At 53.0% G+C, this 20,316-nt stretch carries 18 protein-coding genes and 2 pseudogenes; 6 read left to right on the top strand and 14 right to left on the bottom strand.

The features are described 5' to 3' along the window. Positions 1-38 precede the first annotated feature (38 nt). From SERRSCBI_RS07920 to eco, 10 genes and pseudogenes are all read right to left on the bottom strand, one after another. Positions 39-1,511: a P-loop ATPase, Sll1717 family gene (locus SERRSCBI_RS07920; protein WP_042784082.1), complete on the bottom strand. Its 1,473-nt coding sequence runs from the start codon at positions 1,509-1,511 to the stop codon at positions 39-41. Next, entirely contained in the window at positions 1,508-2,884 is a 1,377-nt protein-coding gene (locus tag SERRSCBI_RS24010; protein ID WP_071883540.1) for a KGGVGR-motif variant AAA ATPase, read from the bottom strand. Before SERRSCBI_RS24010 ends, SERRSCBI_RS07920 begins: the two co-directional genes overlap by 4 nt. Before the next feature lie 162 nt (positions 2,885-3,046). Beyond that, positions 3,047-3,259 (bottom strand): hypothetical protein, encoded by a 213-nt coding sequence (locus SERRSCBI_RS24680; protein WP_156965091.1) that lies wholly within the window; start codon positions 3,257-3,259, stop codon positions 3,047-3,049. A 256-nt stretch (positions 3,260-3,515) separates the two neighbouring features. After that, positions 3,516-3,713 carry a hypothetical protein gene (locus tag SERRSCBI_RS07910; protein ID WP_154640637.1) on the bottom strand — a complete coding sequence of 66 codons (198 nt, stop codon included), beginning with the start codon at positions 3,711-3,713 and terminating at the stop codon, positions 3,516-3,518. 47 nt (positions 3,714-3,760) lie between these two features. Continuing rightward, positions 3,761-3,943: a hypothetical protein gene (locus SERRSCBI_RS07905; RefSeq protein WP_369795916.1), complete on the bottom strand. Its 183-nt coding sequence runs from the start codon at positions 3,941-3,943 to the stop codon at positions 3,761-3,763. Between the two features lie 80 nt (positions 3,944-4,023). Then, a pseudogene (locus SERRSCBI_RS07900) lies at positions 4,024-5,369 on the bottom strand (replication endonuclease); the annotation flags it as partial. A gap of 325 nt (positions 5,370-5,694) precedes the next feature. Further along, positions 5,695-6,438 (bottom strand): ankyrin repeat domain-containing protein, encoded by a 744-nt coding sequence (locus SERRSCBI_RS07895; RefSeq protein ID WP_042784078.1) that lies wholly within the window; start codon positions 6,436-6,438, stop codon positions 5,695-5,697. Between the two features lie 89 nt (positions 6,439-6,527). After that, positions 6,528-7,301 carry an ankyrin repeat domain-containing protein gene (locus tag SERRSCBI_RS07890; RefSeq protein ID WP_042784077.1) on the bottom strand — a complete coding sequence of 258 codons (774 nt, stop codon included), beginning with the start codon at positions 7,299-7,301 and terminating at the stop codon, positions 6,528-6,530. Next, a pseudogene (locus tag SERRSCBI_RS07885) lies at positions 7,298-8,779 on the bottom strand (phospholipase). Before SERRSCBI_RS07885 ends, SERRSCBI_RS07890 begins: the two are co-directional and overlap by 4 nt. A 415-nt stretch (positions 8,780-9,194) precedes the next feature. Further along, the gene (gene eco, locus SERRSCBI_RS07880) at positions 9,195-9,707 is read right to left on the bottom strand and encodes a serine protease inhibitor ecotin (protein WP_033642514.1); all 513 of its coding nucleotides are present in this window, start codon (positions 9,705-9,707) and stop codon (positions 9,195-9,197) included. A 291-nt stretch (positions 9,708-9,998) separates the two neighbouring features. On the opposite strand from eco, the gene SERRSCBI_RS07875 reads away from it, so the two are divergent. Together SERRSCBI_RS07875 and ybjG are read left to right on the top strand one after the other, a co-directional pair. After that, positions 9,999-10,733, top strand: a complete 735-nt coding sequence (locus SERRSCBI_RS07875) for a phosphatase PAP2 family protein (protein ID WP_042784076.1) — start codon at positions 9,999-10,001, stop codon at positions 10,731-10,733. Between the two features lie 5 nt (positions 10,734-10,738). Then, complete coding sequence (gene ybjG / locus SERRSCBI_RS07870) at positions 10,739-11,344, top strand: undecaprenyl-diphosphate phosphatase (protein ID WP_033642512.1); 606 nt, start codon at positions 10,739-10,741, stop codon at positions 11,342-11,344. A gap of 39 nt (positions 11,345-11,383) precedes the next feature. Here the strand turns inward: ybjG and SERRSCBI_RS07865 are convergent, their stop codons facing one another. Next, complete coding sequence (locus tag SERRSCBI_RS07865) at positions 11,384-12,217, bottom strand: hypothetical protein (protein ID WP_033650643.1); 834 nt, start codon at positions 12,215-12,217, stop codon at positions 11,384-11,386. A 217-nt stretch (positions 12,218-12,434) separates the two neighbouring features. On the opposite strand from SERRSCBI_RS07865, the gene deoC reads away from it, so the two are divergent. From deoC to SERRSCBI_RS07845, 4 genes are all read left to right on the top strand, one after another. Beyond that, the gene (gene deoC, locus SERRSCBI_RS07860) at positions 12,435-13,115 is read left to right on the top strand and encodes a deoxyribose-phosphate aldolase (RefSeq protein WP_033642510.1); all 681 of its coding nucleotides are present in this window, start codon (positions 12,435-12,437) and stop codon (positions 13,113-13,115) included. A 153-nt stretch (positions 13,116-13,268) separates the two neighbouring features. Continuing rightward, on the top strand, positions 13,269-14,033 hold the full coding sequence (gene deoR, locus SERRSCBI_RS07855; RefSeq protein WP_042784074.1) for a DNA-binding transcriptional repressor DeoR: 765 nt from the start codon (positions 13,269-13,271) through the stop codon (positions 14,031-14,033). Positions 14,034-15,014: 981 nt separating this feature from the next. Further along, positions 15,015-16,313, top strand: coding sequence for an HAAAP family serine/threonine permease (locus SERRSCBI_RS07850; RefSeq protein ID WP_033650641.1), 1,299 nt, complete (start codon positions 15,015-15,017; stop codon positions 16,311-16,313). 93 nt (positions 16,314-16,406) lie between these two features. Then, positions 16,407-17,774, top strand: a complete 1,368-nt coding sequence (locus SERRSCBI_RS07845; protein ID WP_042784072.1) for an L-serine ammonia-lyase — start codon at positions 16,407-16,409, stop codon at positions 17,772-17,774. Positions 17,775-17,828: 54 nt separating this feature from the next. Here SERRSCBI_RS07845 and SERRSCBI_RS07840 read toward each other — a convergent pair whose 3' ends face one another. From SERRSCBI_RS07840 to SERRSCBI_RS07830, 3 genes are read right to left on the bottom strand one after another with little or no spacing between them, the layout of a single operon-like run. Then, on the bottom strand, positions 17,829-18,494 hold the full coding sequence (locus SERRSCBI_RS07840) for a helix-turn-helix transcriptional regulator (RefSeq protein WP_033650640.1): 666 nt from the start codon (positions 18,492-18,494) through the stop codon (positions 17,829-17,831). Continuing rightward, positions 18,491-19,879, bottom strand: a complete 1,389-nt coding sequence (locus tag SERRSCBI_RS07835; protein ID WP_042784071.1) for an FKBP-type peptidyl-prolyl cis-trans isomerase N-terminal domain-containing protein — start codon at positions 19,877-19,879, stop codon at positions 18,491-18,493. Before SERRSCBI_RS07835 ends, SERRSCBI_RS07840 begins: the two co-directional genes overlap by 4 nt. Then, positions 19,876-20,298 carry a hypothetical protein gene (locus SERRSCBI_RS07830; RefSeq protein ID WP_046686746.1) on the bottom strand — a complete coding sequence of 141 codons (423 nt, stop codon included), beginning with the start codon at positions 20,296-20,298 and terminating at the stop codon, positions 19,876-19,878. The genes SERRSCBI_RS07835 and SERRSCBI_RS07830 overlap by 4 nt, the downstream gene beginning before the upstream one ends. Positions 20,299-20,316 lie beyond the last annotated feature (18 nt).

Raw genomic sequence — 20,316 nt, 5'->3', positions numbered from 1 at the left:
TTTAAAATTAAGGCTGCAATAATAGCAGCCTTACCAAATTATTTTGCGGTTGGTGTTATACCGCCTTTTTTCAACATCTTAGCTGCAACCCTGAATAAATCAGGGATATCAAAGCGGCCATCAGCTCTAATTTCAAACAAGCCAATCTTAGCCATTGAGTCGGCTAAGGCTGATAATTTCGCCTCACCCTTCAACTTCTTGTAGAGGGGATAAGGGTATGGTGGCAAGAAACCACCACTATCAGACTGAGAAGCATTCATAATAACTTCTATGGTATTACTATCTTCCCAACGGGAAAGTATATCCTCTTCCGTACATGGCACACGCAATCCGGCCAAAGGTGCCAAAGCCCTCTTAACCCATTGATATTCAACAACTAACTGTTCAACCCTTACTTTTGAAGCCTCACGTAAACCATGTCGAATGCCTTCCGCGGAGATCGCCCTATCTTGTAATAAGGAGCCAAACTTACCAGCTTCTGAAAATAGCTTCAAGAAGCTCCGAGGTGTAACATCCCCATTAGCGTCAGCCAAATGTTTATAAGGCCAATCATATGTTCCACCTTTTTTAAAGTTCTTCCCCATATAAGGGCCAGCAAGAGCAGTCATCATGTCTTTTTGAATTTTTTTATCACTAACAAGATTCCAATTTCTTCTTTGCTTATGGGGTAAAGGCTTAAATGGAGCCCCTATCGACTTTGCAACTTTAAGAAATTCATCTGCATTTTTAGACTGATCATAACCTAAGCGAGAAAACAAAAGCCCATAAAGCTCGATCTGTGTCCACTCTAGTTCAACTCGAGAACTTCTCAATTTTGGTATTTCTACAAACTTTAAAGAATCATCATTGAATTGCTCAGGACGTATAAATATTTTTGCACGAATACGCTTTCTGATTCGCAAGTCCCATACAACTTCAAACAAAGAATCCAGTAATAAATTTGAACGGCTCCAGTCTTTAGACAACTTATCCAAGGCATCAAATGTTATTAAAACTGTCTTTTCATCCTCTTCAAGTTTATCATCAAGATCAGAAAGATATAGATCTGCATCTTCAGGATCTGAGTATCTCTTTATATAGTCAGATAATTTTTCTTTAAATTTAACGCCCTTTTCTTCAGCAATCATCCGATCGATAGCCATTATTATGGACGCTTGCCAAAATTCGTAAGATTTTTTACTCTCCTGTCCCTCAGGCACTAACTCCTGCAGTATTCTTGTCGATAAAAAACCATTATAACCTTCCGCAACCAATAGCTTTTCAAGGCCTAAATTAGGATACGACTGAGCCGCAACATCTCGAGTATCCTTTTGCGCTAGTACACCAGCCCAAAAGCTCTTCCCTGTACCTCTAGCACCTACAACTATTGTCGTATAAGGATCTAAGGCATTAGCATGTTGCTGTGGCGCAAATATCTCATCTACTGTTGGTTTATACTCTCCACTAGCATCATGATCAGAAGGCAACGAAGCTAAGGCCTCTGATATTTTGGAGTAATTAATGGTATTCATATCTCCTCCCCCTCCAAAGACTCCTCTAGGATTGATCTCACCCTCTCCAAAAGAAGTTTAAATGTAACATCATAAAAATTACTTGTTAGTATATCCCTATTCGAAATAGGATCAAAATCACTGAACCTGCTATCATCTAAAATACTTATTATCGGATTAATAACATCAATCTCTTCGGTTATAAGCTCTACTGATTCAGTATCATCCCATTCTACTTCAAATGTGTCCTTAAGGGATGCCACATTAATATCAACATCAGCCTCTTTTTTTGAGAAATATGAAGCTATTTTAGCTTCCATTTTTTGGGCAAAAAGATCTCGTTTATCTTGTCCGTCAGAAGCTTTAGCCTGAACAAAATTAAATCTATTTAACCATGAGGGATCAATATTATTGAATATAGATAAATGTGAAAACAACAGATCATACCCAGCAAAAGTTTGAGGCTGATCCACACCGAAACAAAATATATTCGCCCCCAAGCCGACCATTGCAGACGCTGTCGTTTCATGCAAACCGGAACGAGCATCAATTAAAATAACATCATATCTAGTGGGATCAGAAAATTTATCTACCAAGATATCCATGTAATCAATGAAAGAGAAGTTATTACCAGCACAATCAGTTGTAGAAAGATAAGATCGAGCAATCTTCCCTAAGACATTTTCTGGATTATTGAATGAACTTTCACCAAGAGCAGGAATTACATCAACACGCCCCTTCCCCGATGAAATCCATGAAGAGCTGACCATATCAATATAACTAGAACCATTAACTTTACTGACATTTTTTTCAACAAAAAAGTCTAAAAGACCATATTTTGGCAAAGTTTTTTCAGTTAAAAGCATGTTGCCAAGCCCAGGAGCTTCTAAATCCATGTCTATTGCTAATACTCTTTTTCCTTCTTGGGCTAATGCACTAGCAACAACACACAAGGCTGTCGAACGACCCACCCCCCCCTTAATACTTGAAAAAACAATTCTCACTGGATTGTTAGTTTCTTGTTTTGTTTTTTTCAACCAATCAGAACCTATTATTCGCCTTTCAAATAAAAACACATTCCCGCTATAAAAACTAGAGGACAAGGTTATTTTAGAAGCAATACCAATATCTTTTAACGACTCATCAAAGAGCTCATCAGGAGTAGAGAAGACAAAATCATTATCATCGACATAATCACCCAAATGATCTTTAGCTTTAGTTGAAAGTCGCGTTCTATTTTCCTTGTCAATTTTATCATCTAAAACAATTACGGAGAGTCGACCTTCCGCATCGCGCAAAAAATAATTATTCTCGAGGGCTGCAACGCCCAGCTCCTCACTTACAAACTTTGCAAAAATAGGCAGCGAGTCATCAAAATATATTTTCTTATTCATTTTCTTACTTTTAACCCCGCAGCAGAAATTAATCTAACTGTATCTCTAATCCAAGAATCTAGAACGGCCGAGTTAACTGTACCATCAACATAGTATCTATAATTAACATCCCACCCAGCTAAAATTGGATTGGAAAGAAGCTTAAAGACAGACATATGTGCTCTAGAATTCAATCTTTTTTTTCGCAATATTAACAAAATCAGGAAAATGTCCTCGTGGTCTATCCATATCTGGAGAGATAGTGCTTATTTTATATTTTAAAGCGCATTCTGCAGCAAATCCGACAAGGTGCCCTGCATTATCAATTGAGCCACTACTCTTTAACTTTTCGGCATCTATATAATGCCTAATTGCAGCGCTGGCATAGTCTTCCATTTACCTACCTCTCTACGGCTGAATTTCAAGATCCACTTTTAAGAGTGATCGTCAAAGATACATAGTAATCGAACAAAAACAATCGATCTACCCAGTTTGCGCGCAATGCTATCCCCGCCTCGCCTGCCCGCTTCATGTGTCGCTTTTGATGCAGTTGCATGATCCGGTGCGATCCGCACCAGCACTGGAGCCGCATGGAGAAAGACAACACCGGATCATCATGCGATTTCATGCACTCAGTGCATGCATAGGCCTATTAGCAGAGAAACAGGTATGTATTGTGCTGATAACGTCCCTCGTCAATCAGCCTGAACACGTGGCCGGACTGGTGCTTGATGTAGTAATTCGCCTCTTCAGGCGTTAGGTGTGTGCCGAGCCGGTTTGCGGCGTGAATGAAATCAACGGTTCTTATGCGGCGGCCCTTGCCGTTCTCGTTGAAGTTCAGCGCCTCCATAAACGCCCCGGCTAAGTTTAAATCTTGTCTCATACGTCACCTATGGATTAAGAGATCGCGGCAAGCTGCCTGATCACCTCTACTTTTTCGGGGGTAATGCTAGTTTTCATCTCCCCCGCCAGTTCTGAAATCCATATCAGTGCAATGTCTTTGTCTTTCGCTTGGCTCTCATAACAAACCCCCAGACGGGCGATAAGTTCAATTCTTTCTAAAACAACCAATTCATCCACTGCTTGCACCCTTTCCCTCCGATGCTTAATTACTGTATGCATATACAGAATATGCCTATCGGATTTATGTGCGCAAGACATTATTGGAAGCTAGTCCAATCGTTAACCGCTGGATAGTGCATTGAAATATCAACAAATTTGACTTTAGCGCCGCGCGCTAGCGCCTCGAGTTCCCATCGCGTCGGCTCGATGCCATGTAGTGCCAGCTCTGAGTAAATTCTGGTTACACGATCGTGCTCGTTGGTGGTCAATCTGGCCGAGGCAGCAGGCTCTATGCGCTTATGTGGGTCAATTCCTCTTTGCTGCCTGTTTATCTGCGGAGCATTTGCCCGTAAACGCGTCATAACAGACCGTGCAACGGTCATGTCATCCCAGTCATCTGGGTTTCCGGTGCACGTTCCATCACCGCCACAGCCTCTACAGGCTCCCCATCCTGCGTATTTTCGGCGCCACCGCTGCCGACCAACCCACAGTTATTGACAGGACTCCGAGGCGCGCCGGAGGCGCTTTTCAAAGTCAAAGGCTCAACGGCAACGGCTTTAGCGACGATGCGCCATTGCGTGGTGCGGGTTTAATAAACGCGATCGGCGCCGATATGCGGGGCAAAAATCCCCGCGATTTTCTGCACTTCTTCGTCATAGGCGTTGCGTTCGTCGGCAACCCGGCGAGCTACACGCACGGTCTGATCGTCGCGGGCAACGTTAGGGCCACCCTGCGCCAGAATATAAGCGGCAAAATCATCTGCATCAGCAGCAGCGCGCACCGCCTCAACGGTTTCGTCAAACTCATCGGCCAGACTGACAGAGCGGATCTTGCGGCACTCACGCCATGCGCCGCGCGACGGCAGGCCGATAAAGTGGAATTGAGGGATACGCCATGTTGACACCCACGCGGTGACGGCGGCGGCAGTATCAGTCAACAGCTCGCCGGTTTCATAATCGCGCTCGCCGTCCAGCGCGTAGCCGTCGATATTTTTTGCAATGTATTTGGCGATATAGCCCGCCGCGCCGCCTTTGTTCAGGTGCTTGCAGTCAAAACGATTTTTGGCGGCGTCGCCATCTTCAGCCGTGGCATAACGGCGCATGATGTCGATCACCTGCTGGCGCTGTTTTTTAGAGGTAAACAGCATCATATGCCAGTGCGGCGTCGCATCATGGTGCGGTTCGACAACGCGCACGCCGTAGGCCTGCAGGCCCGCATCTTTAAACGCCGTGCGGATCTTGCTAAACAGCTTCACAGGATAGCGCTGGCCGTCTTTTGGCGTGTAGGCTTCATCGTCCCGCTTGTGGTTAAAATGCACCTTTGGGCTGTTCTTGCCGACGGCGCGCGTCGGGTGATATTTGAATGGGGTGGTGAGGGTGATAAACATCCCTTTATCGCCACGGATAGCGGCGGCCTGCTCAAAATCGGCGATCATCGTCATTAGCGAGGAAATCGGTTTTTTTGTTGCCTGGAACAGACTCCGATGGCCGCCGTTACTTACCTCACCATCAGGCATAAAGCATCCTATCTCTGAGCGTCGCTTACGCCAGCATCCCTATCAATGTGCAGGTTTCAACATAGAAACGCTGCTTGTGGGTTCGCCACTGTTCAAAGAGATGGCGTCACAAACGGGACTTAACAACAGCACTCTCGTCGCCGTCGGCTGGGTGCTCTTTGGTGGCTCATTCCATCATCTTCCTGTATATCATAACGTCATGTTACTGCACTGGAAGAAGACCAGCATTGTCCCCCATGATAGTCGAGACTATCTAATTCACCTGTTTTATTTTTTCTTTAATTTTAATTAGTTTCTTTATATACGCATTGCTCTTATCCCCTTTAGCTATTTCCGCAGAAATCAGCGAGAGGAAGCTGTCATTAAAATCATCTTTGGCTAATGGATTAGCTCCATGAGCCAACAGAACCTCAATGTGTTCTGGGCAACTGTTATACAGGGCATTAATTAATGGCATTCGGTTCATAGCGCCTTTGATATCAACATCAACTTGGTATGCAATTAACATCTTTAATGTTTCTGTGTTCGCCGCATCAAAACTTTCAAATATAATGGGTTGATTATGAACCTTATCTCTGGCATTTGGAGAGAGCCCGCCCTCTAACATAGCTTGTATCCATACGCCTTTATTCGCCTTCATAACAAATTCAGCTGGGCTACTCCCTCCCTCAGCTCTTGGCTGCAATGGGTCTGCTCCCGCCTTGACCAAATCCGTAATGATCTTGAGCCGCTCTGGCGTGTTCTTGTCAAAGATAGCGTTATTGATCGCCCAGAATAGCAACGTCATCTCCGCCTTGCCCGGCCGATTTAACGTTTCTTTGCTTACCGTCGGTAACATCGCATTCAGCTTCCGTCTCTCGCCTTCGTAGATAGCTTTGGCGATAGCCAACTGCGTCCCTTCAAAATAATCTTGTGGCTGTAGATCCCTGCCTTGTTCGCATCCCTGCATCATGAGCATCGACAGCAACATGATAATGATAAGAGCGCTGTGCCTCATGCCATCTCCGTTTTTAACATAACCACGGCCCAACTTTGCTTTATTACCGTATCAGTATCCCTCTACACCCTTGGGATACTGAGAACGGCTTATTGACTGACAGGAGCAGGCGGCCATTTCCCACCACGCTTAATTAGCTCGTCTTTGATGCGCTCAAGAGACGCTTTCGCCTCGCTGCCATCCTGACTTCTATTAATCAGCCGTTGCAGTTGATTGCCCATCGTCCAACCTGAGTTGCCTCTTATATCGCTATTGGCGCCTTTTTCTAATAGAAAAATGACGTGGTCATAGGAGTGATAATCTAAAGCATCGATGAGCAGCGTATCACCCAGTGAATTTCTTATATTTATATCAGCGCCATAATCCAACATGACCTCTAATGTCTCTGTGTTTTTTGCAAAGATGCTATTGAATATAATGGGTTGATTATGAACCTTATCCTTAGCATTTGGAGAGAGTCCGCCCTCTAACATAGCCTGTATCCAGATGCCTTTATCCGCTTTCATAACAAATTCAGCGGGACTACCCGGCGTGTTAGGTTGAGGCTGTAAAGGGTCTGCTCCGGCTTTTACCAAGTCAGTGATAATTTTCAGCCTTTCAGGTGTGGTTTTGTCATAGATGGCATTGTTTATTGCCCAAAACAATAAGGTCATTTCTTCCTTAGCTGGACGATTTAAGATCTCTTTGTTTACTGATGACAATAAGTTATCCAACTGCGGCCTGTCACCATCATAAATGGCTTTGGCAATGTCCAATTGCTGACCGTCAAAATAATCCTGCGGTTGTAAATCCATACCTTGTTTGCACCCCTGAATGATGAGCATAGACACTAGCATCGTGATAATGAGTATGATTTTTTTCATATTCGTCCCTTGATTGTGGCAATGTCATCGTCTTTCTCATTTTCAATGCATTGTATCGCCTGGTCTATACCGTGCTTATCCAGCAGTGAACCTGTTCCACCGGGAAGCGTGTGCTTTACTCCCACGGCGTCAGGCGCCAACATGGACAACCGCTCTTTCGCCATCACCGCCGGGGGATAAAATTTAAGGTCTTTGGCATCTTCCCACAAATCAACCTCCTGCAGCTTGGTCAACAGCTCCCCTTTTACGCGATACGCCTGAATATTATCGGCGCTGCCTATTATAGAGCCACCGTATTTTTCGACGGTTCCCGCATTCAGGCCTGCTGCATTAAACGTCCAAGCCGGTTTGCCGCTGGCTATGGAGGTCGCAGAGGCCATACCGCCTCCTAATGAATGACCCGCAACGTCAATATTTGATACTTTCGAAATTTTATCGCCAATTATAACGGCTTGTTTATAGTATTCAGAATTAAACCCCAACCCCTAAGCGCCGTTATTTGACCAGTCACTCAGGTTTTTAATCCCTGACAAATCGCCGTTCAATAACGCTTTCTGGGCAGCCTTGCTTATTCCCTCCGGGAACTCGGGCGCAGGCGATCCGCGGAACACCACCGTCGGGTTCATCGCCTTGCCAAAGACACTCTCGTCTGGCTGATAAACTCGGGCTAAAAAATCAGGATTCATTGGTTTGTCATAAAGCATGTTACTGCTCAAACCTAGCCGACCCAGTGCCCCATCATTGTTACTGATATCCTTCCAGCCTTCAGGGATGTCTATCGTGTCCTTGAGCGGGTTAGTGGTCTTATAGACATTCTCAGCCAACTTCGCCTTTTCGACCGCGACGTTGTTCTCCGCCAGGCGCTGTGCCGCCATGCGCGCATCCGGGTAAATGCTGCGGTTGCCTCGCCCTATCAGGTACTGGCGTTCTTGCCAGCGTTCTGCCTTGGTCATTGGGCGGATGGCCTGCACCGTGGCGGCAACGGTTGCCACTGCGGTAGCAATGGCTTGTTGCAGAGGGGGATTCCGGGTCGTACTCTGCCTCGCCGGCAGCACCGTCGGTTTTGCCCGGTGGCCATAGCGGCTGACCATTTCTTCATAGCGGGCGATCACGCGCCCGGTAGGATAAAAGGCGGGAAGAGAGCTGCCTGGGTAGCGCTGTAATCGGCCTTCCGCGTCGACGTAAAAGGCATATTTCGTCGGCGTCCAGGTGCCGATTCCCTGATCAATCGCCAGCAAGCCGCCCCGGTTGATCTCATCGAGTACGCTGCGCTTCATAGCCACGTCCTCACGATAACCGGTGACGCCAATCCCGGATTGAGTATTGCGGGTAATCGGATACCGGCTGCTTATCGATATGCCGGCTGCGCCGCCGAACAAATAGTGCCGTTCCAGCTCATGCCGCGCTGCTGTCGGGTTAAGTATCCTGGAAAAGCTTTCCGGCGCCGTGTGTTCAGAGGAGAAATGAATCAGTTTCATACGGTGCCTGCCCACTCGCAGGGTTCCGTGGTCGGCACAGGCGCACCATCATCAAGCAACTCGCCAGGTGTGCGGCTGTTACAGGGCTCGTCGAGCGTTAGTGAACGATAACGCATTGGATATCCTTATCTTCTGTGTCATTCCATTAATAGGGCATGCGCAAAATTATCACACTTCAGTAAAGATTTCTTTGCTCTATTTCTATACGCGCGCATCCTCTCCCATCCATGCAGCTGCGTGCTTCCTGTGCATTTGTGAAGAGGTATTGGCTTGCGTATTTCGTTGCCATGTCGCGCCTAAAAGCCACGTCCGAAAGCAATCAGTCGAGTGTCAAAGATGCGGGAATGATAAGGAGACAGGAAGGAGAAAGGCTCCGCCAACCGGGAATGGCCAGCGGAGCGGCGTCAGGCGGCGGTTATTTCTGCTCAGCCTGGCTTACGGTGTCTTCGGCTTTCCAGATGCGGTATTTCACTTCCGCGTCTTTCGGCGCATACACCACGATCGGCAGGCGGCTGTTGTAGCGCTGCATCGCGGCGTCGCCCAGGTTAGCGGCGATGAATTTCTTGGTCTTGGTATTGTCCGGGCAGGCCATCATGGTCGAGGCCGGTTCAGACAGCTTCTCCAGCACCAGGTAGTCGTAACCCCAGCCGGACAGGGTTTTGGTCTCCAGCGTGCCGCCAATCATATGGCGGTTGCAGTCCACTTCCAGCGTCTTGCCGATCAGCAGTTCTACCTTGTAGTTCTCTTCGTGCTCTTGCTTCGGCAGGTAGATCACCTGGCGATTCATGCCCTTCTCGGCTTTCGGGTAAGGCGCGACTTTTTCCAGCGGCTGTTTGCTCATGTCTGCATCATCGCCAGAGGTCGCCGCCATAGCGCCAGCGGAAACGGCCATCAGCAGGCCGGAAAATACAACGGATGCCTTGTTCATGTTTTATCCCTACACTTTGTCAAATAATCCGACTATAAACTAATACACTACCGCCAAGCCCGCCACAGGTTTAATCTTCTTTACAATAGGTGATAAATAGTGACAATCGCCTGATATAAACCGTTAAGCGGAGCAATTAGCCAGCACACCCTCGGGTTAAGACGAGAAAAACAAGCGATTACCTTCGCACAAGCGGGTGTATCAGATAGGGTTTTCTTGCCGGCGGACTAAGGTTTTCTTAAGACAGAATTATTACAGTGACGTCATTCAATCCTGTCACCGAGCCTGCGCGTGAATCCAGAATCGTCATTAAATCAATCCTCAACGACACCGCAAATTAAGACAACCGCCCTTTACTCCCTGTCGACATCCTTTTACCGTTGGCAGGTTTTTGGCCTGCTGATCAGCGGTCTGGCGTTTCTGTGGCTCTCCCGCAACGAACAGCTGGATTGGGCGATCAGCAACTATTGGTACGATGCCGCCAGCGGGCATTTCCCGTGGCAAAACAATTATTGGCTGGATCTGATCAATCACCGCCTGTTGAAGCAGATAGTGATCGTAGGCGCGGTGCTGACGCTGTTTTGGGGCATCTATCGCCGCAGCGCGCGCCTGATCGTGACCATGCTGCTGATTGGCATCGGCCCGCTGGTGGTGGGCATTCTCAAAGCCACCAGCGCGCACTCCTGCCCGTGGGATCTGATTGAGTACGGCGGCAAAGCGATGTCCTTCCCGCTATTCGGCGCGGTACCGGCGCTGCCGGGCCCCGGCCGCTGTTTCCCCGGCGGGCACGCCTCGAGCGGTTTCACGGTGATGGCGTTGTTTTTCCTGTTTTATCCGCAGCGTCCGCGCCTCGCCTGGTGGTGTTGGTGCGGCGGCATCGCGCTAGGCATGGTGATGGGCTTTGGTCAGATCATGCGCGGCGCACATTTTCTTACCCATAACCTGTGGGCGGGTTGGTGGGTTTGGTTAAGCCAGTTGGCTATTTATTGGACGGTTAGCGGCTATTGGCGCCGCAAGACGAGGTAACGGTTATGGAACAGTTGAACCATTTTCTTTTCGCCTGGATCAATGCGACTCCGGCGTCTCCTGAATGGATGATCGATTTCGCCACCTTTTTGGCGCGCGATCTGATCATCATCGTGCCGCTGCTGATCGTCGGTCTTTGGCTGTGGGGGCCGCAAAGCCAGCTGGTTTCGCAACGCCAGGTGGTAGCGAAAACCACTATCGCGCTGCTGTTCGCCATGCTTGCCGCTTCCGCTATTGGCGCGCTGCTGCCGCATGAGCGCCCGTTCGTCGCCGGCGTCGGTTATACCTTCCTGCCACACGCGCCGGACAGCTCGTTCCCGAGCGATCACGGCACCGCCATCTTTACCTTCGCGCTGGCGTTCCTGTTCTGGCACCGCGTTTGGTCCGGCGTGCTGCTGATGATCGTCGCCGTCGGCATCGCCTGGTCACGCGTTTACCTCGGCGTGCACTGGCCGCTGGATATGGTCGGCGGTTTCCTGCTCGGCCTGGTGGGCTGCCTGTTCGCCCAACTGGTGTGGAATCTGTTCGGCGATGTCATCGCCGACAGGCTGTCGCGCCTGTATCGTTTCCTGTTCGCCTTCGCCATTCGCCGCGGTTGGGTGAAAGAGTAACCGCACAACATGACAGGGGCGTTACCGCCCCTGCTTATTTCACACCACGCCGGTGGTCACGCAGAACGCCCGCGTTTTTCCCGCTCCCAGCATCACTCCCTCACCCTCTGGCGCATTCGGGCGGCAGTTTGCCGGCTGGATAAAGGAAAGCAACTGCCGGTTGCCCTGAACGGCGATGCGCCGGAGACCATAGTTGAATTGCCCGGTGGCGAAACGCGTTACATAGCGCCGGCCTTGCGGCGCCAGCATAAAGAATTCGGCTCGGTCCACGTAGCGAGACAGATCATCGGAACACAGCAGTTCCTGCCCGAGCGCCTCCCCCAACAGCGCCGGCGTCGGCAAGTTTTGGCGGAATACCGCGTCGGGAATGCAATCGTAGTTGAGGCGGCACACATAGCGCAGCGGCTGCGGCCGATCGGCCAGATTGGTGACTTTCATCTCAATGGCGAACTGCGCGCTCTGCGCCGCCAAGCGCAGCGCCGGGCCGATGCGCCATCCCTCGCCCAACCGCTCGCCTTCGCCCTGCAACGTCAGCTCGTCGCCCGCCAGCTGCAGCCACACGCGTTGCATCTGGAGCGATGCGCCGTCGTGACTCGGCCAGGCGGGGCAGAACGCGGCGACATCATCGCGCTTTCTTCCGGCGCCCCGCCCGCTGCGGCGGCCCGATTTCAATGAGTAACCGTCAAATTCAGCATCCCAAATCGCCAGGCCCTGATACGGCAAGACCGTCAGTGCCCCGCGCCGATTCGCCAGCGTCAGCATTGGCCCGCGCTCTGCGCAGCGATGGGCGCTCACCGCGAAATCCGCATTGCGGAACAGCGCCTGCCGATGCGCCCCGAACGCGGCAGGAACCAGATCAATGTTGATTTTCATCGTTTTCCCTCGACATTTCGCCCGCGCAGGCCGCGAGCGGCCGCTGAAAATGTTATTTAAATAACAAATAAACCTCCCCTAAGTTATACATATAACAGTGAGATAACTATGATCTCGTCGACATTTTTCAAATCCCGCTAGGTTTACCCGCATTGCAATGTTATTATTTTCACATTCTCTATCAACGCTCTTTTCTCAACTTCATTAAGGAACCGCGATGACCTCCGAAAACATCGATTACGCCCGCTATGTCGACCACACCCTGCTGGCCATGGACGCCACCGAAATGCAGATCGCCAAACTGTGCGAAGAAGCCCAGCAGCACAACTTCTATGCGGTGTGCGTCAACTCCGGCTACGTGCCGTTGGCAGCCCAGCTGCTGCAGGAAAGCACCGTGAAAGTCTGCTCGGTGATCGGTTTCCCGCTGGGTGCCGGCCTGACCGTCGCCAAAGCCTTTGAAGCCAAAGCGGCGATCGCCGCCGGCGCGCAAGAGATCGATATGGTGATCAACGTCGGCTGGCTGAAAAGCGGCCTGCTGGACGAAGTGAAAGCCGACATCGCCGCCGTGCGCGAGGTTTGCGCGGCGATCCCGTTGAAGGTAATATTGGAAACCTGCCTGCTCAGCGATGCGCAGATCGTCCAGGTTTGTGAAATGTGTCGCGAACTCGATGTCGCCTTCGTTAAAACCTCCACCGGCTTCAGCACCGGCGGCGCTCGGGAAGAGCACGTCAAACTGATGCGCGAGACGGTGGGCAGCGAAATGGGCGTGAAAGCTTCCGGCGCCGTGCGCGATCGCGCCACCGCCGAGAAGATGATCAAAGCCGGCGCCACGCGTATCGGCACCAGCTCCGGCGTTGCCATCGTATCCGGCGCGCAGGCGGCGGCTGGCAGCTACTGATCGTCGGCGCGCCTTGACGGGCGCAGCCAATACACTCCGATGCGGGACAATACGGGCGGCCGATGCGGCCCGATATTGCCCCGCATCGTTGTGTTTAGCGCCGGAAACGGCGGCACGCTTTTTTACCTCTACTACCTGTGGGAAGACGGATCTATGGAAACGCGGCGCGAAGAACGTATCAACCGGTTAGTTCAGGCGTTAAAACGCGCTGACAAGATCCACCTGAAAGAAGCCGCCGCGCTGCTGGGGGTCTCGGAGATGACCATTCGCCGCGATCTGAGCGCCGAGCCGGCGGCGGTGGTGCTGCTCGGCGGCTATGTGGTGACCGATCCGCGCAGCAACGGCGTAACCAACTACTTCGTTTCCGATCAAAAAGCCAAACAGGTCACGGAGAAACGGCGCATCGGCCTGCTGGCGGCGCCGTTGATCAATGAAAACGACACGGTGTTTTTCGACTGCGGGACCACCACCCCGACGATCATCGACGCCATTGCCGACGAGCTGACCTTCACCGCCGTGTGCCATTCGCTGAACACCTTCCTGGCGCTGCAAGACAAACCGAATTGCAAGGTGATCCTGTGCGGCGGCGAGTTCAAACCGAACAACTACATCTTTTCCAGCGTCGGCGGCCGCAATGAGCTCGATCACATCTGCCCGAACATCGCCTTTATCTCCGCCGCCGGTCTCAGCCTGCGGCACGGCGCCACCTGCTTCAACTTCGACGAGCTGGAGATGAAGCATCGCGCGATGGCGATGGCGCAGCAAAAGATCCTGGTGGCGGATCACAGCAAGTTCGGCAAAATCAAGCCGGCCTGTATCGGCCCGCTGACGCAGTTCGATCGGGTGATCACCGATCGCCAGCCGGACGCCGACTTCATGGCGTTCTTCAACGATAACGCCATCGCTACCCGCTATTGATCCCCCTTCAGCGCCGTCGGAAACGACGGCGCGCCGCTGAAATCTCTCTTTTCCCACAGCCCGAGATGAACAAATAATGCGCAATCGATACGCATTTTTCGCTTATCCTCACGCAACATCAGGTTAATAAAATGCAACAGGTCACCCGAGTGATTATTTTCTCTCTGGTCAAACCCGCCTTCGGCTGGATGAATTAACGACTATTTATGGCTTTTATATGATAAATCGCGCCAAAGACCGGGATGTTTAAATAAACGGCCGGTTAGGCTATTGCAGCAAATCTCGCCAATACCTGTTAGCTATCTGTTATTTATATGATGAATGGTTACGCATTTTTATCCGCTAACCACGTAAGTAATTTCCCTTCGTTACTAGCGGTGTTTTTCAATTAAAATCCTTTAAAAACAAATCAATACTTCCCATTTAACTTAAAAATACAATGTGATCTAAGTCACTAAAACTGCTTAATCCGGGTTTTTAGCTAGATCCAAAACCACGCATAAAATATATTGCTCGGCTTGCTGCTGAGCACAGCGCTTTATCCGGCTAATTATTGTACAAGCCGCATAATCGCAGAAATTTTTATGAGAGCGTTCTCAGCACAAAATCTTACACAAATGTGCAACAAATGCGCGAAAAATCGATAAAAAAGCAGATAACTGCACATATTACGCATTTGAGAGCAGGATCACGGTTGTTTCTACTGTAAATCGTTATCTTGCCGCCAACAAAAATCGACAGGCAAAGACCTGTCGGCAGCGGTAACGACTTTTATCACCCCGTGGCGGTGAAAAGTCTTTGGTGAATTACCCGGCGCTGTGCCTGTGGTAATGAACACAATAAACAACCAGGGGGACGCCAAAACATCCCCGCAAGCAACACCTGATTCTTACCGCAAGCGTTGCCTGAATAGGACGTTTGACGGTTTAACCTTAAGTTTTGCCTTTTAATTTTAAATTCGTGTTCACTTCGGAGATATTTATGGACACTACACAGACCGGCACAATTGCCTCTGCGGCTTCGGGTTCCAGCACTACCTGGCGTAAAACGGATACCATGTGGATGTTGGGCCTGTACGGCACCGCCATCGGCGCAGGCGTCCTGTTCTTGCCAATCAACGCCGGCATCGGCGGTTTGATTCCTTTGATCATCATGGCCATCATCGCTTTCCCGATGACCTTCTTTGCCCACCGCGGCCTGTGCCGTTTCGTTCTGTCCGGTAAAAATCCCGGTGAAGACATCACCGCCGTGGTAGAAGAGCACTTCGGCATCACCGCCGGTAAACTGATTACTCTGCTGTACTTCTTCGCCATCTACCCGATTCTGTTGGTTTACAGCGTGGCGATCACCAACACCGTCGACAGCTTCATTACCCACCAGTTGGGCATGACGTCGCCGCCGCGCGCCATCCTGTCGCTGATCCTGATCGTCGGCCTGATGACCATCGTGCGCTTCGGTGAGCAGGCCATCGTGAAAACCATGAGCATCCTGGTCTTCCCGTTCGTGGCGGTGCTGATGCTGCTGGCGGTATACCTGATCCCTAACTGGACCGGCGCCATCTTCGAAAACGTGTCGCTGTCCGGCAGCGGTACCGGCATGGGTCACGGCCTGATCATGACCCTGTGGCTGGCAATCCCGGTGATGGTGTTCTCCTTCAACCACTCGCCGATCATCTCCGCCTTCGCCGTCGCCAAACGCGAAGAGTACGGCGCAGACGCCGAGAAGAAATGCTCCCGCATTCTGGCTTATGCACACATCATGATGGTGCTGACCGTGATGTTCTTCGTGTTCAGCTGCGTGCTGAGCCTGACGCCGGAAAACCTGGCGGAAGCCAAGGCGCAGAACATCTCGATTCTGTCTTACCTGGCCAACCACTTTAACAACCCGATGATCGAGTACATCGCGCCGGTTATCGCCTTCGTCGCCATCACCAAATCGTTCCTGGGCCACTACCTGGGCGCCCGTGAAGGCTTCAACGGCCTGGTCGCCAAGTCGATGAAGAGCCGCGGCAAAACCGTCAGCACCGCCAAGTTGAACCGCATGACCGCTATCTTCATGCTGGTGACCACCTGGATCGTCGCCACCCTGAACCCAAGCATCCTGGGCATGATCGAAACCCTGGGTGGCCCAATCATCGCCATGCTGCTGTTCCTGATGCCGATGTACGCCATCCGTAAAGTGCCTGCCATGCGCAAGTACAGCGGCCACATCAGCAACGTGTTCGTGGTTGTGATGGGTCTGATCGCCATCTCTGCCATCGTGTTCAGCCTGCTCGGCTAATCACGCCCGGCCGGCGCCGCTTGCGCGCCGGCCCTCCCGCACTCCCCCATTTCCCGTATTCACCGCCTGAAACCTGAAGAAGGAGGCGAGACCATGGTCAGCGTTTTCGATATTTTCAAAATCGGCATCGGCCCATCCAGCTCCCACACCGTTGGCCCGATGAAGGCCGGCAAACAGTTCGTCGACGAGCTGATCGCGCACCAGCAGTTGCAGGACACCACCCGCGTGGTGGTCGACGTCTACGGTTCGCTGTCATTGACCGGTAAAGGTCACCACACCGACATCGCCATCATCATGGGCCTGGCTGGCAACCTGCCGCACGATGTGGACATCGACAGCATTCCGGGCTTTATTCGCGACGTTGAGCAACGCGGCCGCCTGCCGCTGGCCAACGGCCACCACGAGGTGGATTTCCCGCTGCACGGCGGCATGAACTTCCACAGCGACAACCTGCCGCTGCATGAAAACGGCATGCGCATCCGCGCCTTCGCCGGTGAACGCCTGCTGCACAGCAAAACCTATTACTCGATCGGCGGCGGTTTTATCGTCGACGAAGAGCACTTCGGCCAGTCCGCCGAGGGCGCCACGCCGGTGCCCTATCCGTTCAAATCAGCGCACGATCTGCAGCAGCATTGCAAGGAGACCGGGCTGTCCTTGTCCGGCCTGGTGATGCAAAACGAGCTGGCGCTGCGCAGCAAGGCGGATATCGACGCGCATTTCGCCGATGTCTGGCAGGTGATGAGCGCCGGTATCGAGCACGGCATCAACACCGAAGGGCTGCTGCCCGGCCCGATGAAAGTGCCGCGCCGCGCCGCCGCGCTGCGCCGCATTCTGGTGACCGGAGACAAGAACAATATCGATCCAATGAACGTGGTCGATTGGATCAACATGTTCGCGTTGGCGGTCAACGAAGAGAACGCGGCCGGCGGCCGCGTGGTCACCGCGCCGACCAACGGCGCGTGTGGCATCATCCCTGCGGTGCTGGCCTACTACGACAAGTTCATCCGCCCGGTGAACGCCAACTCCTACACCCGCTATTTCCTGGCGTCCGGCGTGATTGGCGCGCTGTACAAGATGAACGCCTCGATCTCCGGCGCCGAAGTGGGTTGCCAGGGGGAAGTGGGCGTGGCCTGTTCAATGGCGGCGGCCGGGTTGACCGAGCTGCTCGGCGGCAGCCCGGCGCAGGTGTGCATCGCGGCGGAGATCGCCATGGAGCACCATTTGGGGCTGACCTGCGATCCGCTCGCCGGCCAGGTTCAGGTGCCGTGCATCGAACGCAACGCCATTTCCGCCGTTAAGGCGGTCAACGCCGCACGCATGGCGATGCGCCGGACCAGCGAACCGCGGGTTTGTCTGGATAAGGTGATCGAAACCATGTACGAGACCGGCAAAGACATGAACGCCAAATACCGCGAAACCTCACAGGGCGGGCTGGCGATCAAGGTCGTGGCCTGCAACTGATCGCCACGGCGAGGCACTTAAGGCGCCGGCCGGTGTGACTTGGCCGGCGCCGTTTCAATAGCGATCCTTTCCTGCCGCAACGCCGGGCTGAATGCCCGCGCGAAGCCCCACAGCCCCGGGACGAGCGCTGTGCCGCAGCCAGCCGTAAAGTTCGGCATTACGCCGGAATCCCATTTTGCGCATGACGCTCATCTTGTGATTGCTGACCGTCTTCACGCTAATATCCAGCATCCGGGCGATTTGCGTGACTCCCATCTCCCGCGTCATGCAGCGCATGATCTCTTGTTCGCGCAACGTCAAGCCCCGGTGTTGGCATGCGCAGTTCCTGCCACAGCTCAGTCGGCCCGGCCATTTGCTGCGCCGCTCCAGCTCGGCGCTCACCTGATACAGCGCCGAAACCAACGGCATATCGTGGTAGATGACGCCGGCCTCCAGCGAGCAGCGGTTACCGACGGTGCGTTTATGCCGTCCCTCCGGCGTTCGCAACGAGAAATACAGCGTTTTACGCCCCACGGGCTGCGCCTCAGAGAGGTGACAAAAACAGCTTTGCACGCCGGGAGGAAAATAGCAGAACACCAGATCGGCTTCATGAGCCTGCCGCGCATCCACTAACAGCGTGCGCTTGCCGTAAGTGCTGAAGTGCAGCGCCAGAGCCTCTTGCCAACCGGCGCTGAAGTATCGATTCTCATCAAATAGCGCGATTTTTATCATCGTGTTCATCCCTGCTCTCCCGCCGTGTCGGCTTCCCGTTTAACCGCCTGGACGCCCTTTGCCGGCGCCTGGCTGTTGTCGATGCGCAATTCATAAACCATGGTGGCGTTGGGCGGCACCTTCGGCGGGTAGCCGGTTTCACCGTAGGCCAGCGCCGGCGGCACGACCATCGTCAACGAGCCGTGGTTGTGCAGATGACTTATCGCCTCCCGGAACAGCGGCGGGTATTCGGACAGCGGTTGCGACAGCACCTTGCCGCTCAGATCCATATCCTGGATCACCGTGCCGTCGGTCAGCTTCTCTTTCACCACAACATCGACCACCGCCGTTTGCGCCAGCGCCCCCTCCCCGGCATAATCCACCCGATACCAGAAGCCCATCGCCGACTGCTTTACGCCCTTTTGTTGACTGAACTGCGTCAGGTAATCGTCATCGCGCCGCCGCTGCTGGTTAACGCGTTTCTCACGCGCGGCCACGGCGGCGGCATCCGCCTGCGCCGTCAACGTATTCAGTTCCTGCGGCGACAGTTGCAAACGTCCCGACACGCTGTCGATAACGCCCGCCAACAGGCTGTCGCGATCCACCGGCACGCCCCAGCTTTGACGCTCCGTCATCAACCCCTGAATATCCCGCCCCAGCGCACTGCCCGCCGCATAGGACAAACGCTTGCGTTCATCCTTCAACTGCTCCGGCGTCATCTCCCATTGCAGCCGCTTACGCAACGCCAGCAGGTCTTCGCGCGCCTGCTGAGTCGCCTTCTGCTCACCGGCCCGCTTCTGCTCGCTTTCTTCCAACGCGGCGCGCAGAGCGTGCAACGCCTCCTGGTGCTCGCGTTGGCGTTGTGCAAGCGTTTGTGCCGATGCCTGCGCGGCAGACTCAAGTTCGGTGACGCGCCGTTCGGCCTGCGCCGCCGTCGCTCTGCTTTTGGCGGTTTCCTGCGTCGCCTGACGCAACAGCGCCTCGGCGCGCTGCGCGTCGGGCGAACCACGCCAGGCGGCGCCCAGTCCGGCGATCCACTGTTGAAGCGTTGACGAGTCCGGCAACGCCGCGACGGGTGGCGCCGCTTTCTCCGCCCGCAGCGCGGCGAGCTCCTGGCGCAGCGCCGTCAGCGCCATTCGCTGGCGCGCCAGCTGTTGATCGCGCGCCAATAATTCCTGGCTCAGCGTAAACGTTTTGGCCGGTGAGGCGGATTGGCTGTTGTCCGACAGGCGCTTCGCCGGCTCACGCTTTTTTTTCCCTGACTCACGGTCGTCCGGCGCCGTTTTTTCGGTCGCCGGACCGATATTCTGCCGTTGATACTGCTCGGCAAACTGCAGCAGCGCCGGCACGCCGTCGTCCGCTTGCGCGACGCCGGTGAACAGCAAAGCGACACAGCCCAGCAGACGCAGCCTCATTTAACCTGCTCCCCGCGATCCGCCAGCCCTGTCAACACCGCCTGATTCACCCCGGCGCACAGATAGTTGACCTTGTAGCGATACAGCGCATCCACCGTCTCCTGCGTGTCACCGTTTACCCGGGCGCGCAGGTTGGCGTACTGGGAAGCGCCACTCATCAGGCTGTCGAACGCCTGTTTGTAGCGCTGATACTGTTTCTCGTTGATCGTGCGCAACGCGCCCAGTTGCTCCTGACACTGGCGCAGTTGCTCGGCCTCACGCTGCTTGCGCAACACCTCTTCTGACGGAGGTTGCGCAGCCTGATTTTGGGTGTTCACGGCAGGCTTGCCCGGCTTTTGGCTTTGGCAAGCGGCGGCGCTCAACGCCAACAGGCACAGCATCCCCATGCGCAGGGCGTGATTGACGTGCTTTCTCATCATTGCGTTTCTTGTCCTTGT

The sequence above is a fragment of the Serratia sp. SCBI genome (genome assembly GCF_000747565.1).
Lineage (GTDB): Bacteria > Pseudomonadota > Gammaproteobacteria > Enterobacterales > Enterobacteriaceae > Serratia > Serratia ureilytica.
The sequence above is the reverse complement of the archived record's forward strand: the minus strand, read 5'-3'. Positions and strand labels throughout refer to the sequence as shown.

What these genes read in the sequence shown, in the direction of transcription:
- SERRSCBI_RS07920 (WP_042784082.1), bottom strand. Translation starts at nt 1,511, where the DNA reads ATGAATACCATTAATTACTCCAAAATATCAGAGGCCTTAGCTTCGTTG.
- SERRSCBI_RS24010 (WP_071883540.1), bottom strand. Translation starts at nt 2,884, where the DNA reads ATGAATAAGAAAATATATTTTGATGACTCGCTGCCTATTTTTGCAAAG.
- SERRSCBI_RS24680 (WP_156965091.1), bottom strand. Translation starts at nt 3,259, where the DNA reads ATGGAAGACTATGCCAGCGCTGCAATTAGGCATTATATAGATGCCGAA.
- SERRSCBI_RS07910 (WP_154640637.1), bottom strand. Translation starts at nt 3,713, where the DNA reads ATGGAGGCGCTGAACTTCAACGAGAACGGCAAGGGCCGCCGCATAAGA.
- SERRSCBI_RS07895 (WP_042784078.1), bottom strand. Translation starts at nt 6,438, where the DNA reads ATGAGGCACAGCGCTCTTATCATTATCATGTTGCTGTCGATGCTCATG.
- SERRSCBI_RS07890 (WP_042784077.1), bottom strand. Translation starts at nt 7,301, where the DNA reads ATGAAAAAAATCATACTCATTATCACGATGCTAGTGTCTATGCTCATC.
- eco (WP_033642514.1), bottom strand. Translation starts at nt 9,707, where the DNA reads ATGAACAAGGCATCCGTTGTATTTTCCGGCCTGCTGATGGCCGTTTCC.
- ybjG (WP_033642512.1), top strand. Translation starts at nt 10,739, where the DNA reads ATGGAACAGTTGAACCATTTTCTTTTCGCCTGGATCAATGCGACTCCG.
- SERRSCBI_RS07865 (WP_033650643.1), bottom strand. Translation starts at nt 12,217, where the DNA reads ATGAAAATCAACATTGATCTGGTTCCTGCCGCGTTCGGGGCGCATCGG.
- deoC (WP_033642510.1), top strand. Translation starts at nt 12,435, where the DNA reads ATGACCTCCGAAAACATCGATTACGCCCGCTATGTCGACCACACCCTG.
- deoR (WP_042784074.1), top strand. Translation starts at nt 13,269, where the DNA reads ATGGAAACGCGGCGCGAAGAACGTATCAACCGGTTAGTTCAGGCGTTA.
- SERRSCBI_RS07850 (WP_033650641.1), top strand. Translation starts at nt 15,015, where the DNA reads ATGGACACTACACAGACCGGCACAATTGCCTCTGCGGCTTCGGGTTCC.
- SERRSCBI_RS07845 (WP_042784072.1), top strand. Translation starts at nt 16,407, where the DNA reads ATGGTCAGCGTTTTCGATATTTTCAAAATCGGCATCGGCCCATCCAGC.
- SERRSCBI_RS07840 (WP_033650640.1), bottom strand. Translation starts at nt 18,494, where the DNA reads ATGAACACGATGATAAAAATCGCGCTATTTGATGAGAATCGATACTTC.
- SERRSCBI_RS07835 (WP_042784071.1), bottom strand. Translation starts at nt 19,879, where the DNA reads ATGAGGCTGCGTCTGCTGGGCTGTGTCGCTTTGCTGTTCACCGGCGTC.
- SERRSCBI_RS07830 (WP_046686746.1), bottom strand. Translation starts at nt 20,298, where the DNA reads ATGATGAGAAAGCACGTCAATCACGCCCTGCGCATGGGGATGCTGTGC.